We start from the raw sequence: 16535 nt of genomic DNA on the forward strand, positions 1-16535 counted from the left end.
TCATTATAATTGGAGATCGTCTTTTTCGGATTTTCTGTGATGTCGACTACTAAGCACGCAAAAGTACTCATTCTGGGCTCAGGCCCGGCCGGCTATACCGCAGCGATCTACGCAGCCCGCGCCAACCTCAACCCCGTCTTGGTCACCGGCATGGAGCAAGGTGGCCAACTGATGACCACCACAGATGTAGATAACTGGCCAGCCGATGCCCAAGGCGTCCAGGGACCTGATCTTATGGCACGTTTCCAGGCTCATGCGGAACGATTCGAAACAGAATTAATCTTTGACATGGTGTCCTCGGTTGATCTGTCCACCCGTCCCCTGACCCTGAATGGTGATAGTGGCACAGTCTACACCTGCGATTCGCTGATTATTGCGACAGGCGCCTCTGCCCAATACCTGGGCCTGCCAACCGAGCAGGAATTCATGGGCCGTGGCGTGTCCGGTTGCGCAACATGTGATGGTTTCTTCTACAAGAACCAGGACGTGGTCGTAGTCGGTGGTGGCAATACCGCCGTGGAAGAAGCCCTGTACCTGTCCAATATTTGCAAGACCGTGACCTTGATTCACCGTCGCGATACCTTCCGTTCCGAACCCATCCTGACCGACAAGCTGATGGACCGCGTCCAGAATGGCAATATCCAGCTGAAACTGCACAGCGAACTGCAAGAAGTGCTGGGTGACGCTTCGGGCGTGACAGGTGTGCGCATCATCAATAACCAGACCCAGGCCACTGAAGACCTGGCTGTGACTGGTGCCTTTATCGCCATCGGCCACAAGCCCAACACCGGGATCTTTGAAGGCAAGCTGGAGATGCACGACGGCTACATCACGACTCGCAGCGGTCTGAAAGGCATGGCAACCATGACTTCCGTTCCTGGCGTCTTTGCCGCGGGCGATGTGCAAGACAATATCTATCGTCAGGCCATTACCAGTGCAGCCAGCGGTTGCATGGCCGCCCTGGACGCACAGCGCTGGTTGGATGAAAACAAATAAGCCCAAAGCCGTAGGGCGTAGTCTGGCAGACCTGAAGAAGTTACAAGGTCAGGTCCGCCAGGATCTCAATCCGCCCCCGGCCCCCGCCCGTCCCCAGGCTCGCAAGCGCCCCCGCCCACCGGATCCCGGTGGCAAGCCAGCCAAACTGGCTCCTGCCAGTAATGCTACAGCGGCCCAAGACCCCGTTTCCTTATTGGACCCCAGCGACAGGGCCTGGCTACGCCAGTCCATGCGGGACGTCGCCCCCTTGAAAAAACGTGGTCAAAGCGTAGTCATGAGCCGTCCTGCGGCTAGCCCGGAACAGTTGGAGCAACGTCGTCGCCACGCGGTAGGTGCGCCCACCAGTACGCCCGCCCTGCCCCAGGCCTCTGACCAATATGTCAGCGTGCAAGGTGAAAGCAACGATCTACGACATTTGCGTGCTGGCTGTGGCACCGATGTCTTGCGCGATCTGGAACGCAACCGTTGGCCGATTGAGTCCAGCCTGGATTTGCATGGCTCGGATCTGGAACAGGCCCGCGAGCGACTGGACAACTTTCTGCGCTCCTGTCTGGAGCACGGCGTGCGCTGTGTACGAATTGTCCACGGCACGGGCTACGGCTCGCGCAATGGCGAACCCGTTTTGCGTCATGCCGTGCGTCGCTGGTTAACCCAGCTGCCCAGCGTTCTGGCTTATATGGAGTGCGCGCCCAACGAAGGTGGGCAAGGTGCCGTCAAACTGGTGCTGCAAGCCATGTCCGAACCCGGTGTTTGATTTTTTCCATTAGGTACAGACGTAAAAAAGGCCAGCTTTCGCTGGCCTTTTTTTTATTGTTGTTATGTTGTACTGCCTATTGCTTTTATAATAGTGACCGTTTTATTTCGGTCTTTGTTGCCCAGCGTTGCGGGGCTATGTCTCCTCACCTGCATGGAACGTATTGTGCCCCATTTATAAAGCTGTCACACTTAGGGAATGCACTGATACCCGCATGATAAGAAAATATCAGTCGCCCATTCGCAGTCTTTATTCTGCTGCCTGGTCCAAAGCCTTCACGGCCCGCTTCAAAAACACCTGCATTTCTTTCTCAGCCTGCTTGTCGCCCTGCTCTTGGGCAATCACCAAGCCCTGCTCCAGAATTTCCCTGGCCTGTTTGAATTGCTCCAGGTTCACCAGCACCCGGCCCAACAGCTTCCAGGCTGCGGTGTAACGCGGATTCATTTCCACGGCTTTGGACAAATGTTCGCGAGCCGCTTCCAAATCGCCCTCACCCATACATGCATTGCCCAGGCCAAAGCGCAACAAAGCATTATCCTTGCCTGCCGCCAGTAGCTTCTCCAATCCTTCGCGCATAATCCATACCCTTGAAAACAAAGCAAGGCTGGGTCGCGCTGCCTTCACACAAAACAAAATAGCGGCCGCGACACGCCTGCACAGCTTGATGACTATTGAACCATCTAGCCATAAACCATTGAGCTTGGTTTTGTACCACGGAATATCAAAGGGCGGCCTCAGCCGGCCGGGCTCTGTAGGCCCATTCTCCTGCTGGTACCGCCCTGGCTAGCGCTTTAGGCCAGATCGCCTTGCAACACCCCCTTGCTGACGACTTCACGGCCATCCAGGCTAACCGTGCAATTGCGCATTGGGTAGTCGAAGTGGCAATCGGAGAAACGACCCGCCGCTGGATTTGCGCCCGTAGAGAAAAGGAAGTTACCGGCAAAGGCGCGCAACTCGGTTCCGTTGGTATCGCGCTTGTCATACATGGCCATGGAGTCCCAGCGAGCCGCCGGTGCCATGCCCCAGCCCACATGACTGACCGCATAGGCATCCTTGTCATTCCAACTGGCGTAATAGGAGCGGATCAAATCGGCATCCACGCCCTTGCCCTCAATAGCCACGACATAATCGTTTTCGATACGCAGGGTCACCGCCGATTCCAGATAGCGCTTGAAGGTCAGGTTCACATCTCCACTATCCAGCACCAGCGTGCCATTCACACTGCCATTGCTGGGGTAGCAAATGCACAGGCCAGCAGGCCAATACCCAAAGCTGCCCGGCTTGTCGGCTATCCCGGCACTGCCGCGCCCGATCACACCCGCCAGGCTGACCGTCAGGTCCGTGCCGGCTTCGGAGCTAATGTGCATGACACTGGCATCGGTAATCAGCTTGCCGCCAATATCGCACTTGCTCTGCAAATCAGGACTGGGTTTGACCCGTTCCAGAATCTCGGGATGCTCGTCGCTGATCATCATGATGCGGGCACCTTTGGCCAGCAGTGCGGCACGCTCGGGCGAATGCAGCAGCCCTTCTACGGTGCAGTCCACAATGAACTGGCTGCCTGCCAAAGCCTGGACAATCGGGTCCATACCTTCCAGCGCCAAAGACGTCCCGGTCGAGCGCAGGGCAATATTGCTTTTCAGACGTGGCGAGACCAGTTTCACATGGCAAACCCGTGCCCCCATTTGCGTCAGGGCCAACTCAGCCAGCTCGGCCAGCACGGAGCGCGATTGCGTCTCGGACAGCACGACTGCCATTTCGCCGGGTTGTACTTTGCACAGTCCAAACACTTCTACAAAATCAGCAATCCATTTGCCTTCAATATGCTCACGCAACATCTCACTACTCCTAGAAAATTCAAAAAAGGCGCTGCGCGGCTCTTTCAGCCGGGCAGCGCCTGTACACATCAGTCGTGCAAATCCTTGCCCTTGGTCTCGGGCGAGGCAATGGTGGCCCACAGGGCCAGAACGCACAGGCCGATCAGGTACCAGTCAAAAACCTGCTTTTGATTGATGGAATGCAGCCAGGCTTGCAAATAGGGAGCGGTCCCGCCCGTCAGGGCACCAGCGACCGAATAGGGCAAGCCCATGGCAACCGCACGGATACGAGTTGGAAACTGCTCGGGGAAAAAGGCCGGCATGATGGCGGTGGGTGCCGAGATCAACAGCATGCCGCCCGCCATGAACACCACCAGACGCCAGATCTCGCCCTGGCCGCCAGTCAGCACCATGGTCAGCGGGATGATGCTGATGATTGAACCGATGGAGAAGAAATACCAGTTCGCCTTGCGACCAAACCGATCCGAAAATGCGCCCCAGAAAATCAGGCACAGAATCAGAAAAAGATTGGCCCCCACCCCCACCCACATCACTTTGGCGGCAGGCATGCCCAGGGAGGTAATGGCAAAGGTGGGCGCCATGATGGCCCAGACGTAATACAGCACGGTGCCGCCGGCCGACAAGGCAAATACGCGCAAGCAGGCACTGCGATACTTCCAGACCTCCGACCAGAACACGCGTGCGCCCGGGCGCGCCGTTTTGCCTGCCGCTTGCGCTGCGGCCTGACGGGCTTTGAACATGGGAGTTTCATCCAGCTTTCTACGCAGATACAGCGCATATACCCCCAAGGCCCCACCCAAGACAAAAGGCACACGCCATGCCCAGGCCCGAACAACATCCTCACCCAGCAGACTGGTCAGGCAGGCACTGAGCAACACAGCCGCCAATACCCCGATCGTGACAAACACAAACACGGAGGAAGACCACAGCCCACGTTTATGAGCAGGTGCCATTTCGGTGACATAGGTGAAGGAAGAAACCACCTCCCCACCGTGGCCAATCCCTTGCAACAAACGGCCCATCAACAAAAACAAGGCGGCAATCGGCCCCACCATGTCATACGTAGGAGCAATACCAATCACCAAACTGCCCAAGGCTGTCACCAGCATGGACAGGGTCATGGTGAAACGCCGCCCCTTGCGATCGGCCAACCAGCCAAAAAAGATTCCTCCCAGCGGGCGCATGAAAAAACCCACAGCAAATACTGCCAGTGTGCCCAGCAAAGCCGCCAGCGGGTCCTCACTATGGAAAAACTGCTTGGCAAAATAGGCGGCAAAAATCGAATAAGCCGTCCAGTCGTACCACTCCAGGGCGTTACCCGCCCCAACCCCCAAAATAACGCGTCGACGCTGCGCGGCAGTCATGGGCTGCTCGCGCAAAGATGGTGTATGTGCGTCCAAGAGATGTCCCCTTCACTGTGATAGTTATGCTTCTTGTTTATTGTTTTTGATCCGGTGGCTCAGGCCACCAACTGCGTGAAACGAGAACGATGAAAGATCAGTGGCGAAATTTCGCGCTCGATCTGCACATCGTGGATAAGCAATTGCACGGCATCGTGGTCCCCGGCGGGATGCACTTGAAAAACACTGCAGTCAAACCAGACTGATGCCCCTTGTATATGGACGGCCCCCTCCTCGGTCAGCTCGACCTCGATATCGCTGAAGCGGCTGTCCTTGTCCGGTCCGGCCAGCTGACGGCAAATAGCCGCATGTTCAGCACTCAAAATTGACACCCCCAGACGCGAGGCGCGAGACAGCAGCGCCCAGGTCGAGGAACTTTTCTGCACAAAAAAGGCGGCCAAAGGCGGATCCAGCGAAACCCCTACGGAAAAACTGGACGCAACAATGACTTGCGGCTTGCCATCGAGTACGGCGGCAATGGCCGCTACCCCGGATGGAAAATGTCCGAAGGCTTCGCGCACCACCCTGGCTCCCAACCCACTTATGTTTTCTTTCATGACGATGACTCTGCTCAGGCGTTAAAGACCCAAAACCCAAAATGAGGCGAGCTCTGCGACAACACACTCGCTTGGCCTCAATTCTGTTTCGATCGTCATTTATTTGCAATAACAAAATAGGTAAACCAGGATGGTTTTTGTTGAATTTAGGTATTAACCCTATGAAAATTCGTCGTTTTAAAAGCTATAGGCCTATACAATTCATCCGAATATTATTGCGTATTATGTTTCGTCATTATTTATTTGCAATAATATATAAGCTTAAAACCTCTCGGAATCCACAAGGACAGCATGTATCTACATATCGTTTTGATGGCACCCCACACCCCTGTCAGCCCGGAATTGGAACCCAAGCTGGACCAGGCCTTTATCCGCATACATCAGGAATGCTCAGACATAGAACGCTTTGAATGGGTGCCGAACCTGTCACGCAGTTCGGCGCGCTACAGCCATGCCCTGCTGTCTGTATTCCGCACTCAAGAGGCACTGGACGCCTACAGACAGAGTGATGCTCACCAGGCCATGCTGGATGCCATCGCCCCGCACATTCAGGACATCGTCGTGCTGGACAGCGTGCTGGAGAAAAGCCTGCCCTAAGAAGCTCAAGCTGGCGCCCTGGCAAACAGGACGCAAGCAGCCCCAGTGCGGCTACGCTAGCGCCGCCGGGGCACGCACGGTAAAATGGCCCGCTACAAACCTACTATCAAAAATGGGTAGCAATCAGCCCCACCACCGGAAGACAGAATGAAAGCAAGCGTCGCGATTGATGAGTTCATCGCTAGCCGAGACCATGGCGAGCACGAGCAACTTGCCCCGCACCACTACATTCTGACGCTCTACGGTCTGTTCGCCCGCCCCACCGGCGTCATCATTCCCGTGGCCAGCGTGGTTCAACTTCTGGCCGACCTGGGCGCTGAACCATCCAGCGTGCGCTCCGCCATTTCCCGGCTCAAGAAAAAAGGCGTACTAGTTAGCCGACAAGCCGCCTCGGGCAAAGGCTATGCCTTGGCGGCCGAACTGGAGCCGCATATGCAGGCCGGTGACGAGCGGATTTTTTCCTCCCCCTCCATGAATATTCGGGACCCCTGGCTGCTGGTCTCCTTCTCCGTTCCTGAAAGCGAACGCCAGAACCGTCACAAGATTCGTACAGGCTTGGCTCGCATGGGGTTTGGCACGGTAAATGCGGGGCTGTATATAGGTCCGGCGCGCTTGCAGGCAGAGGCTGTCGAGTACATACGCGAGCACCAACTCTGGCCCTATATTGAGCTGTTCACCTGCGAACCCAGTGGCCTGAGCGATATTCAGGAAAAGATCTCCCGCTGGTGGAATTGGGACAAGCTGGCCAATGAGTACCAGGCCTTCTTGAACTCGTATCAACACGAAGTTGAAGCGTGGCAAACCGCTTTACGCCAAGGCACGGCCGACCCTTTGGAAGCCTTCCGACTCTATATGCCTATGGTGACACGCTGGCGCAGACTGCCCTTTCTGGACCCAGGCCTTGCACCCGAGCTATTGCCAGACAACTGGGTAGGCAATACGGCCCGCAAATTGTTCGGTGACTTGCATCGACTGCTTAGTCCCTTGAGCTCGCAACACGTGCAGCAGGCCATTCCAAACTGGAAGGCCCGCGGCACGGAGTAAACCTGCTCCTTTAGTCAGGCCCCTGCAAAGCGTGCGATGTCGCCCATCAAATCCTGGGCGATGCGCTCAAACCGCTCTGGCGTCACCCCCTGCATCATGGGTGCATCCTGCCAGGCCCGGAAGTTGCCAAACTGGAAAGGCAAATCAAAACAATGCCCGCTGAACACCGCTTCAAGCGGGCTTTGTTCCATGAAGTGACGCCAAACCACCGAGCGCCCCGCTGCCTTCAGACTAGCCGCATACTGCGTGGGAAAACGCTGAAACTGCAACCAGGACGACGCGGCCACCACTTGCTGATACGGCGTCAGACCCGATCCTGCTCCCTGATACACCCCATTTCGCAGCAGGCTGTCTGGCAAGTCTCCCACAGGCCATACACCCAAAGCCTGATCGACCTGCTCTTGCGTCGCCTGCCGATGAAAAGGCACGTCAAAAAAGAACACCGAGGACTCTTGGGCAGTACAACGCAGATACACCGCCTGCGCATGGCAGGCTTGTGCCGCCCAGTCAGGATTCAAGAAGTCGGGCGGCATCCCGGCGCTGGCCACAGGCAAGAATGCCGAAGGAGCATGAGCCAAACGTGGCGGCTCTTTGTCCAAGGCCATCATGCCGTGCTGCATCAAGATATCCACGTTCGCCGTCAGCCACTGATCACCCAGGCTTTGTCGCAGGCGCTCTGTGGTTTTTTTTTGTTGCTCGGGTGACCAAGGCATGCGCGTTCCCATGCTGAGCAAAGCCACACGATCAATCCAACCTCGTGTGGACTCCAGCACGCTGAGCAAATGCGCATACCAGCCACCCGCCGATTGCCCTATCAAGGTAATCTTGTCCGGGTCTCCGCCAAAGGCATGGATACGATCTTTCACCCATTGCAGTGCCAAGAGCAGGTCGGCTGCCGGCAAAGGCAAATCGTCAGCTTGTGCATCGCCCAGGTGCCCCAAGGCACCCAGACGGTAATTCACATTGACCACCACCATGCCCTGCGCTGCCAGGCGGGTGCCGTCATACCAATCCAAAGAAGCGCCACCGCTCACCCAGGCTCCACCGTGGATAAAGAACAGTACGGGCAGACCTTGTGCTTGCGCAGGTGCCCACACATTCAAAAAATAAGCGTCTTCAGATTGAGGATTGGCACTGCCTGCTCCCATGACCGCCGCAAGACGGCTGGGGCGCTGCGGGAATACGGGCACCTGATCCAGAGAGGTCGCTGCCACTCGCCCCGTCGCCGCCTGCGCCGCTTCAAAACGACGCGCCCCCTGGGCGTAACGTAGGCCATACCAGGCCTGCACCTCTACGCCATCGGCATGACAACGTCGCGAGGGAGCATTGACCAGCAATGTCGCCGTCATGGTTTAGAGCTTGTTGGAAATGTAAGGCGTACCGGTCATGCCGTTACCGTGTAGCTCATAACCCATAGGGGCGGTAATCGAAGCATGGCGAGTACCTGTATTAATATCCCGCCACATGCGGCCCAGCAAACTATTTTCCGCAAAAGAGGCCGTGCCATGTAACCAGCACAGATTGTTCACCGCATCCACCAGTTCGTGTCCGGCATGGCCGATTCCGGCGCGGTGACGAGCACGTAGCTCCAAAGGCATGGGCACGGTGCCAGAGGCAGCAGCATCAATTTGAGCCGCAGCGCGTTCCAGCAATAAGCGGGCACCATCAATCTGAATACTGGCCGTTCCCAGGTTCTGCACAAATGCCCCCGAATCCGACTGCTTCTTGTAATGGGTATAGGTAATGCCGCGCTTGCCACTGACACCAGTAGTGAAATCCACGGCAGCTTGCGCGGCCCCTAAAGATGGCGCTTGAATGCAGGTGGACATGGTCAGGTGCGGCGTCAAACGACGACCAAATGTAGCCAAGGGATCTTGCTCCTGCACATCACCCATCAGTTGCTGAAACGTAATCAGGCGCTCTTTGGGCACCCACAGGTTTTCTGCCACCATGGTGTTGGAGCCCGAGCCGCGCATACCGATGGTGTACCAGGTATCCTGAATTTCAAACTCATCACGACGCATCAGCACAAAGCCCACGGTGGGCTCGACCTGCTCGTTTTCCTTGATGAACAAAATCCCCAGTGCCCAGTCCGAGTGATTGCTGTTCGAGGCAAAAGGCCACTTGCCCGTAATGCGCCAGCCATCGCCATCCGGCGTTGCCGTGCCTTGGGGTTGGGCAAAAATGGACGCTGCACGGATTGGACCGTCTGCAAACACCTCATCGAGCATGGCATCGCTAAAGCGGTTGGCCAGCATGACCGAACCATTAGAGATCACCACACACCAGGCTGCTGCCGGATCGTAATAGCCCACGGCGCTGGCACATTGCAAGAGCATCTCCGCCCCACCCTCATAACCGCCGTAGCGCTTCAAGGCCGAAATGCGCCAGGCCCCGGTTGACTCCAAAGCCTGAACCGCCTCGTCTGACAACATGCGATTACGGTCAGCCTGCGGGGCCAACTCACGTAGCAGCGGGCCGATCTCGTGGATACGCTCCAGAATCTCCTCTGTCTCCTGACGGGATGGCGCCTGGGTAACGGTGATCCGCTCGCGCTCGGCGACCAATGTAGCTCCTGTGATAGTCATAACAGCTCCTTAGAATTATTTGATATGGCAAATTTATAGCTATCGTCAGTTAATCGCAATATCAATAATCATGAAAAACGCTAAACCCGCTTGTTTTATTGAGTTTATTCGGGTTTTCACCTAGTAAAAATCATGTGCCAAGCTTATTTTTAATTGCATAAAACTAACGATCAAAAATATTTTGAGCACAAAAAAAAGCAGAAAAAGAGAGAAAAATGGCCTGCGCCAGCATGAGACGAAAAAAAACCGCCGACCCGAAGGTCGGCGGTTTCTCATGCAGAAAACCGGCTTTAACAGCCTGTATTCATTACATGTTTTCGATCATGACATCGCCAAAGCCGGAGCAGGACACTTGAGTCGCGCCTTCCATCAGACGGGCAAAGTCATAAGTCACTTTACGCGAGGTGATGGATTTTTCCATGCTGGAGATGATCAGGTCAGCAGCTTCGGTCCAGCCCATGTGACGCAGCATCATTTCGGCAGACAGGATCAGCGAACCGGGGTTCACGTAGTCTTTGCCAGCGTACTTGGGAGCAGTACCGTGGGTGGCTTCAAACATGGCCACGGAGTCGGACAGGTTGGCACCGGGAGCGATACCGATACCACCCACTTGAGCAGCCAGAGCGTCGGAGATGTAGTCGCCGTTCAGGTTCAGTGTGGCAATAACGTCGTACTCGGCAGGACGCAGCAGAATCTGTTGCAGGAAGGCGTCAGCAATCGAATCCTTGACGATGATCTCGCGACCAGTCTTGGGATTCTTGAATTTGCACCATGGGCCGCCGTCGATCAATTCAGCGCCAAATTCTTTTTGAGCCAGTTCGTAAGCCCAATCACGGAAGCCACCTTCGGTGAACTTCATGATGTTGCCCTTGTGAACGATGGTCACGGAAGAGCGATCGTTGTCGATGGCGTACTGGATGGCCTTGCGCACCAGGCGCTCGGTACCTTCGCGGGACACAGGCTTGACACCGATACCGGAGGTATTGGGGAAGCGGATCTTGTTCACGCCCAGGGTGTTTTGCAGGAAGTCGATCAGCTTCTTGGCGCTTTCGGACTCGGCAGCAAATTCGATACCAGCGTAAATGTCTTCGGAGTTCTCGCGGAAAATGACCATTTCGGTCTTTTCTGGCTCACGCACAGGCGAAGGAACACCCTTGAAGTAGCGCACTGGGCGCAGGCAGACGTACAGGTCCAGTTGCTGACGCAGGGCCACGTTCAGGGAACGGATGCCGCCGCCAACGGGAGTGGTAAGAGGGCCTTTGATGGACACGACGTAGTCTTTAACGGCATCCAGAGTTTCTTCTGGCAGCCAGACGTCGGAACCGTACACCTTGGTGGATTTTTCACCGGCGAACACTTCCATCCACTCGATCTTGCGCTTGCCGCCATAAGCCTTGGCAACAGCAGCGTCGACCACTTTGATCATGACTGGCGAAATATCCACGCCCGTACCATCACCCTCGATGTAAGGAATAATGGGTTGATCGGGAACATTCAGGGAAAAATCCGCGTTAACTGTAATTTTCTGCCCCGACGCGGGGATCTTGATATGCTGATAGGACATGGATGCTCCAGTTGTGCTCCAATATTAGGGATAGCTAAACACGGAACGCTTTCGCGTTTCCGAAGTCTTATATAAGAGTTTAACTTAATTCGCGCGTATTCAGGCACCTGTAAACTCAAAGCTTGCCAAAAATGCTTGCATTCTTGGCAACTTATCCATTCTACACGGCCCCGATTGCAGCTTGTGCCGGCCTTGCGCCCCCACCATTTCACGCAAAACACGCGCCGAAGATTCGCATTTTCTGACTATTTTTATCTCGATTCCACCATGTTCAACCCCTCTCGCGAGCAGGTTCGCCAATTTTTCATTGAAGCTTGGGACAAGCACCAAAGTGGTCATCTGCTGACCGCTCTGGAAACCATGGCGGTGGACCTGGTGCAACAGCACCCTGAATACCACGACGACTTGCGCAACGCCGACGCCGTCAACCAGGACTATTCCGTGGAGCAAGGACGCAGCAATCCCTTCCTGCATCTGTCCATGCACCTGGCTATCAATGAACAACTGTCCATTGACCAGCCTCCAGGCATCAAGGCGGCGTATCAGCGCTTATTGACCCGGCACGATCAGCACGCCGCAGCGCACATCATTATGGAAGCGCTGGGCGAGGTGATCTGGGAAGCACAACGTCTGGGCACACCGCTGAACAACGAGCGCTATATCGAATTGATTTTGCGCCACAGCACGCGCGACTAAAGCCGCAGGCTGCCTTACTTTCTATTGCTCAAGGGGCCGGGCTGACGCGACAGCCACACGGAGATACTGTCGATATCCGCCTGGCTCATGGTATTGGCCATAGCCCCCATGACGGCATTCTTGCGGATATTGGACGTTGCCGGTGCCCCGGCCTGCCCACGCTTGTAAGCCATCAAGGCCTGCCGCAAATAATCGGCATGCTGACCGGCCAGAATGGGATATTCCGGGTTCAAGGGCGTTTTCGCATCGTCACCATGACAGGATGCGCAATTCAGATTCTTCCAGGCTTCCCCGCCTGCCTTGACCAGATCCTCAGCGGCCATTGCCTGACCGGCCACCCCGGCCATCAGCCCCATTGCCACCAGCAAGACTGTTTTTCTCATAGGTGCCTCCCCGTCCTCAAGGTTTGTTGCCCGCGTAGTACGCGGCAATATCCGCCATGTCCTGTTCGGACAAGCTCAGCGCAATGGCTTGCATGGTGGGGAAGGTTCGAGCGCCGCTGGCATACTCCTTGAGCGCTGCTTCTATATAAGCAGCCCCCTGCCCGGCAATCATGGGGACGTGATAGACCTCGGGAAAGCTGGCCTTGTAACCGGGCAAGCCATGACAGCCTATACACATGGAGATCTTGTCGCGCGCCGCCTCGGGATTGGCCTTGATCGGCTCGGAATCCTGCGCCTGGGCTGCCCAGGGCAGACAGGAGCTTGAGGCCAGAAGAAAGAAAGAGACATACCGCTTCATTTGCAACTTCATCATCGCTATTCGCTTTGTCGTGGAGTTGAAAACGGTCCGGGTCAGGCTCTGCGTCTATTGCAGCAAAAAGGAATCAACGCGACACCTGGCTCTGTGATGCTGACCGACGAGTACTGAGTCGATTGTATGATAATTGCCAAGGATGACTGATACTAGTATTTATACCCGAGTTTCTATTCTTGACAGATCAACATTTTAAGTACAAGTTTGAGCCGATTTATGACTACTACGACCCGTTTTGAAGGCACCGATCAGTACGTTGCCACTGATGATTTGAAGCTGGCCGTCAACGCCGCTTTGACGCTACAACGCCCTTTGTTGATCAAAGGTGAACCCGGTACCGGCAAAACACTGCTGGCCCTGGAAGTGGCCCGTGCCCTGGGACGCCCCCTGCTGCAATGGCACATCAAGTCCACCACCAAGGCCCACCAGGGCCTGTATGAATACGATGCGGTGTCGCGTCTGCGTGACTCCCAGTTGGGCGATGAAAAAGTCCGCGACATTGGCAACTACATTGTGCAGGGCACATTGTGGCAAGCGTTTGAGTCCGAGGAACCCACGGTTGTTCTGATCGACGAAATCGACAAGGCCGACATCGAGTTCCCCAACGACTTGCTGCAGGAACTGGACCGCATGGAGTTTCATGTTTATGAGACTCGCCAGACCGTCAAGGCGCGCCATCGTCCCTTGATCATCATTACCTCCAATAATGAAAAAGATCTGCCCGACGCCTTCCTGCGCCGCTGTTTCTTCCATTACATTCGCTTCCCCGAGCGCGAAACCATGGAGCAGATTGTGGCGGTGCATTACCCCAATCTGCGCAGTGACATTCTATCCAGCGCCCTGGATACCTTCTTTGCCCTGCGAGATGTTCCCGGCCTGAAGAAAAAGCCGTCTACCTCGGAATTCCTGGACTGGCTGCGTCTGCTGCTGGCCAACGACATTCCTGCCGATGCCCTGCACGAGCTGGATGAAGGCTTGCCCCCTATGGCCGGTGCCTTGCTGAAAAACGAACAGGACTTGTCCTTGATGCAGCGTCTGGCCGCTATGAGCCAACGCAGCCAGCGCCGGAGCTGATATGCAAACAAGCGCTTTTTCCCAGCCATTGGCCCCCGTGACACTGGAAGGATGGGACGTGCGTCTGGAGCCTTTGCAACTGGCGCACGTGGAGTTACTGGATGCCGCGGCTGCCGATGGCGAACTTTGGAATGTACGTGTAACCAGCGTGCCCGCCCCCGGCCAGGCCCAGGACTATGTAAAAAAGGCGCTGGACGGCCTGGAGCAAGGCCATATGCTGCCCTTTCTGGTGCGTGATCTGAGAACAGACCGGGCTGTCGGCACTACGCGCTATCACGACATTATTGCGCCAGTGGCCCGCCTGGAAATCGGCTACACCTGGTACGCCCGCAGCGCCCAGCGCAGCCACGTCAATACCGCGGCCAAACTGCTCCTGCTGCAATATGCGTTCGAGACCTTGGGAGCCGGAGTCGTGGGCTGGCGTACCGACCACCTGAATTTCAAATCCCAGCAAGCCATCACCCGGCTGGGAGCGCGTTTCGATGGTCGTGTCCGCCACCATGCCATCCGCCGCGATGGCACGATACGCGACACCATGTTCTACAGCTTGATGGCAGGCGAGTGGCCCGATACCCGCGCCCACTTGCTGGACAAACTAAGGCAGCACAGCCATGTTGCTTGATTTCTTCTACCACCTGCGCGAACGCGGTCTGCCGGTCTCCATTCAGGAACACCTGACGCTGCTGGACGCCTTGTGCAAAGGCATCATGCCGCCCACGCTGGACGATTTCTATCATCTATCCAGACTGGTTCTTATCAAAGACGAAACGCTTTACGACCGCTTTGATCTAGCCTTTGGGGAGTTCTATCAGCCGCAGCTGGAAGCGCTGGCCAAAGATAAAACCCTGCCCGAGGACTGGCTGCGCAAAACCCTGACGCGTAACCTGACTCCGGAACAGAAAGCTGCACTGGAAAAGCATGGCTTGGAAAAGCTGCTGGAGATGTTCAAGGAACGTCTGAAAGAGCAGCAAGGGCGTCATGCAGGCGGCAACAAGTGGATTGGAACCGGCGGCTCCTCGCCGTTTGGACATGGTGGCTATCATCCCGAAGGTATCCGCATTGGTGGCCCTTCGGCAGGGAACCGTACCGCCATCAAGGTCTGGGAAAAGCGCGAGTTCGTGGACTACGACGACCAGCAAGAGCTGGGCACACGCAACTTCAAGATGGCGCTACGACGCCTGCGACGCTTTGCACGTCAGGGCGCCCCCACTGAGCTGGACCTGGACAGCACCATACGCGAGACGGCTCGCAATGCGGGCATGCTGGATTTGCAAATGCAGGCCGAGCGACAAAACCGCGTCAATGTACTGATGTTGCTGGATATAGGCGGCAGCATGGATGACCACATCGCCCAGGTTGAATCCCTGTTCTCGGCCGCACGTTCCGAATTCAAACACCTGGAGGCCTACTACTTCCATAACTGCGTGTATGAATCGGTATGGCGGAACAACTCACGCCGCCAAAGCGAACGACTGGAAACCTGGGATTTGCTGCGCAAGTACAACGAGGACTGGCGCGTCATTATCGTGGGCGATGCCACCATGAGTCCTTACGAGATCATGGCCCCAGGTGGTTCTGTCGAGCACTACAACAAGGAAACCGGCGCAGCCTGGCTGCAAAGACTGAACGACCACTGGCCACGTATTGCCTGGCTCAACCCCGAGCCGCAGGCTTACTGGCCGTACCGCCAGTCCATTGCCATCATTCAGAATCTGATGTCCGACCATATGTACCCCGTCACCAGCGCAGGGCTGGAGGAGGCAATGCGGTACTTGTCGCGGTAGCATCAGACCTCTATCAAGCAGCAAGTTAAAAGACCCGAATTTCGGGTCTTTTTTTATTTACGATTAAAAAACCCGCAGAGTCTTGCGACTGTGCGGGCTTTCAATCAGGCTTTGCTATTGCAGCGATCAGCGACCTCGTTGACGCTGCAACATCCCGGCACGCTGTCGCTCCAGATCCTTGATCTGACTCTGCAATTCACGCAACTGCTCTCGGGCTTCACGCTCTTGTTCGGCCAGCGCCTGGGCTTCGCGACGGGACTCCTCGCGCTGAGCAATGGCCAAGGCCTCTTGCTGACGCTGCAACGCCAAGTCGTTCTGCAGCACGGTCAGTTGATCGGCGCTTTCATTCAATTGCTTTTCAGCCTTGGCAACTTCAGCCTGCAGCTTGATGCGCTCCAGATCGGCGGCGGCATAGTCCACCGTGTCCTGACGGTACTGGGTGTACATGCGCTCGGCCAGGGATTCGTCGGTGGTCTTGAAGACGCGCCAGAACTCACGCTGCTGGAACAGGGCCACGTAGTAGGTCATGCTTTCGGCAGAGAACAACAGACTGGCACCGAAGCGGCCGTTATAGGCGGTACGCAGCTCTTGCACGGCACGGGCCTGAATCAGCTGCTGCAACTGAGCCACAGTGGTGTTTTGATAAGCCGGGGCCGCTGCGGGCGCTGGAGCAGCGGCTGGAGCCGCAACCGGGGCTACCTCTTCAACCTCTTGTTCCTGGGTTTGCGCGACCACGGGCCGCTCTGGCTCCTGCACCAAAGACACCGAGCTACACGCTGACAATAAAAGAAGTCCCCCCAAGGACAGCAACACCGCCGTCTTCTGACTAAGGTTCACCATACCCATCCCTTGATAAACAATTTTTTTGTGTTTAGCTTGATACACAG

Annotated in this window: 18 protein-coding genes; 8 read left to right on the forward strand and 10 right to left on the reverse strand. The window is 56.1% G+C overall.

Translation table 11 applies throughout. From position 1 onward, the window contains the following. The first annotated feature begins 39 nt into the window (after window positions 1-39). A complete protein-coding gene (trxB, locus tag NBV64_RS13460; protein ID WP_009456742.1) occupies window positions 40-996 on the forward strand; it encodes a thioredoxin-disulfide reductase in 957 nt (318 codons plus the stop codon). Further along, window positions 983-1750 carry a Smr/MutS family protein gene (locus NBV64_RS13465; RefSeq protein WP_009456743.1) on the forward strand — a complete coding sequence of 256 codons (768 nt, stop codon included), beginning with the start codon at window positions 983-985 and terminating at the stop codon, window positions 1748-1750. The genes trxB and NBV64_RS13465 overlap by 14 nt, the downstream gene beginning before the upstream one ends. Before the next feature lie 249 nt (window positions 1751-1999). On the opposite strand, the gene NBV64_RS13470 is transcribed toward NBV64_RS13465, so the two are convergent. The 4 genes from NBV64_RS13470 to NBV64_RS13485 all read right to left on the reverse strand — a co-directional run bounded on the left by NBV64_RS13470 (window position 2000) and on the right by NBV64_RS13485 (window position 5545). Next, the gene (locus NBV64_RS13470) at window positions 2000-2326 is read right to left on the reverse strand and encodes a tetratricopeptide repeat protein (protein WP_009456744.1); all 327 of its coding nucleotides are present in this window, start codon (window positions 2324-2326) and stop codon (window positions 2000-2002) included. Window positions 2327-2541: 215 nt separating this feature from the next. Continuing rightward, window positions 2542-3588, reverse strand: a complete 1047-nt coding sequence (locus NBV64_RS13475; protein WP_009456751.1) for a 2,5-dihydroxypyridine 5,6-dioxygenase NicX family protein — start codon at window positions 3586-3588, stop codon at window positions 2542-2544. 68 nt (window positions 3589-3656) lie between these two features. Then, window positions 3657-4988, reverse strand: a complete 1332-nt coding sequence (locus NBV64_RS13480; RefSeq protein ID WP_235484276.1) for an MFS transporter — start codon at window positions 4986-4988, stop codon at window positions 3657-3659. A gap of 59 nt (window positions 4989-5047) precedes the next feature. Beyond that, entirely contained in the window at window positions 5048-5545 is a 498-nt protein-coding gene (locus tag NBV64_RS13485) for a flavin reductase family protein (RefSeq protein ID WP_009456753.1), read from the reverse strand. A gap of 291 nt (window positions 5546-5836) precedes the next feature. Between NBV64_RS13485 and NBV64_RS13490 the strand changes: the two genes are divergently transcribed. Further along, complete coding sequence (locus NBV64_RS13490) at window positions 5837-6142, forward strand: Dabb family protein (protein ID WP_250755933.1); 306 nt, start codon at window positions 5837-5839, stop codon at window positions 6140-6142. Window positions 6143-6289: 147 nt separating this feature from the next. Beyond that, complete coding sequence (locus NBV64_RS13495) at window positions 6290-7186, forward strand: PaaX family transcriptional regulator (protein ID WP_250755934.1); 897 nt, start codon at window positions 6290-6292, stop codon at window positions 7184-7186. A gap of 14 nt (window positions 7187-7200) precedes the next feature. Here the strand turns inward: NBV64_RS13495 and NBV64_RS13500 are convergent, their stop codons facing one another. From NBV64_RS13500 to icd, 3 genes are all read right to left on the reverse strand, one after another. Further along, window positions 7201-8535 (reverse strand): carboxylesterase family protein, encoded by a 1335-nt coding sequence (locus NBV64_RS13500; protein WP_250755935.1) that lies wholly within the window; start codon window positions 8533-8535, stop codon window positions 7201-7203. 3 nt (window positions 8536-8538) lie between these two features. After that, the gene (locus NBV64_RS13505; RefSeq protein WP_035274528.1) at window positions 8539-9774 is read right to left on the reverse strand and encodes an acyl-CoA dehydrogenase family protein; all 1236 of its coding nucleotides are present in this window, start codon (window positions 9772-9774) and stop codon (window positions 8539-8541) included. A gap of 307 nt (window positions 9775-10081) precedes the next feature. Further along, the gene (gene icd, locus NBV64_RS13510) at window positions 10082-11338 is read right to left on the reverse strand and encodes an NADP-dependent isocitrate dehydrogenase (protein ID WP_026483219.1); all 1257 of its coding nucleotides are present in this window, start codon (window positions 11336-11338) and stop codon (window positions 10082-10084) included. A gap of 267 nt (window positions 11339-11605) precedes the next feature. On the opposite strand from icd, the gene NBV64_RS13515 reads away from it, so the two are divergent. Then, a complete protein-coding gene (locus NBV64_RS13515; RefSeq protein WP_009456762.1) occupies window positions 11606-12034 on the forward strand; it encodes a DUF1841 family protein in 429 nt (142 codons plus the stop codon). A 14-nt stretch (window positions 12035-12048) separates the two neighbouring features. Here the strand turns inward: NBV64_RS13515 and NBV64_RS13520 are convergent, their stop codons facing one another. Both NBV64_RS13520 and NBV64_RS13525 read right to left on the reverse strand, forming a co-directional pair. Then, window positions 12049-12417 (reverse strand): c-type cytochrome, encoded by a 369-nt coding sequence (locus tag NBV64_RS13520; RefSeq protein WP_022983344.1) that lies wholly within the window; start codon window positions 12415-12417, stop codon window positions 12049-12051. Between the two features lie 16 nt (window positions 12418-12433). Further along, window positions 12434-12790: a c-type cytochrome gene (locus NBV64_RS13525; protein WP_009456766.1), complete on the reverse strand. Its 357-nt coding sequence runs from the start codon at window positions 12788-12790 to the stop codon at window positions 12434-12436. A 216-nt stretch (window positions 12791-13006) separates the two neighbouring features. Here NBV64_RS13525 and NBV64_RS13530 point away from each other — a divergent pair, with 216 nt between their 5' ends. Genes NBV64_RS13530 through NBV64_RS13540 form a run of 3 tightly spaced genes read left to right on the forward strand, consistent with a single transcriptional unit; the run spans window position 13007 to window position 15648 of the window. Continuing rightward, window positions 13007-13864: an AAA family ATPase gene (locus tag NBV64_RS13530; RefSeq protein WP_009456767.1), complete on the forward strand. Its 858-nt coding sequence runs from the start codon at window positions 13007-13009 to the stop codon at window positions 13862-13864. A 1-nt stretch (window position 13865) separates the two neighbouring features. After that, window positions 13866-14486 (forward strand): GNAT family N-acetyltransferase, encoded by a 621-nt coding sequence (locus NBV64_RS13535; protein WP_009456768.1) that lies wholly within the window; start codon window positions 13866-13868, stop codon window positions 14484-14486. Then, a complete protein-coding gene (locus NBV64_RS13540; RefSeq protein ID WP_009456769.1) occupies window positions 14476-15648 on the forward strand; it encodes a vWA domain-containing protein in 1173 nt (390 codons plus the stop codon). Before NBV64_RS13535 ends, NBV64_RS13540 begins: the two co-directional genes overlap by 11 nt. A gap of 126 nt (window positions 15649-15774) precedes the next feature. Here NBV64_RS13540 and NBV64_RS13545 read toward each other — a convergent pair whose 3' ends face one another. After that, on the reverse strand, window positions 15775-16488 hold the full coding sequence (locus NBV64_RS13545) for a DUF2968 domain-containing protein (RefSeq protein ID WP_031232639.1): 714 nt from the start codon (window positions 16486-16488) through the stop codon (window positions 15775-15777). Window positions 16489-16535 lie beyond the last annotated feature (47 nt).

Origin of the sequence: Alcaligenes sp. DN25 (genome assembly GCF_023674485.1) — a bacterium.
Lineage (GTDB): Bacteria > Pseudomonadota > Gammaproteobacteria > Burkholderiales > Burkholderiaceae_B > Alcaligenes > Alcaligenes phenolicus.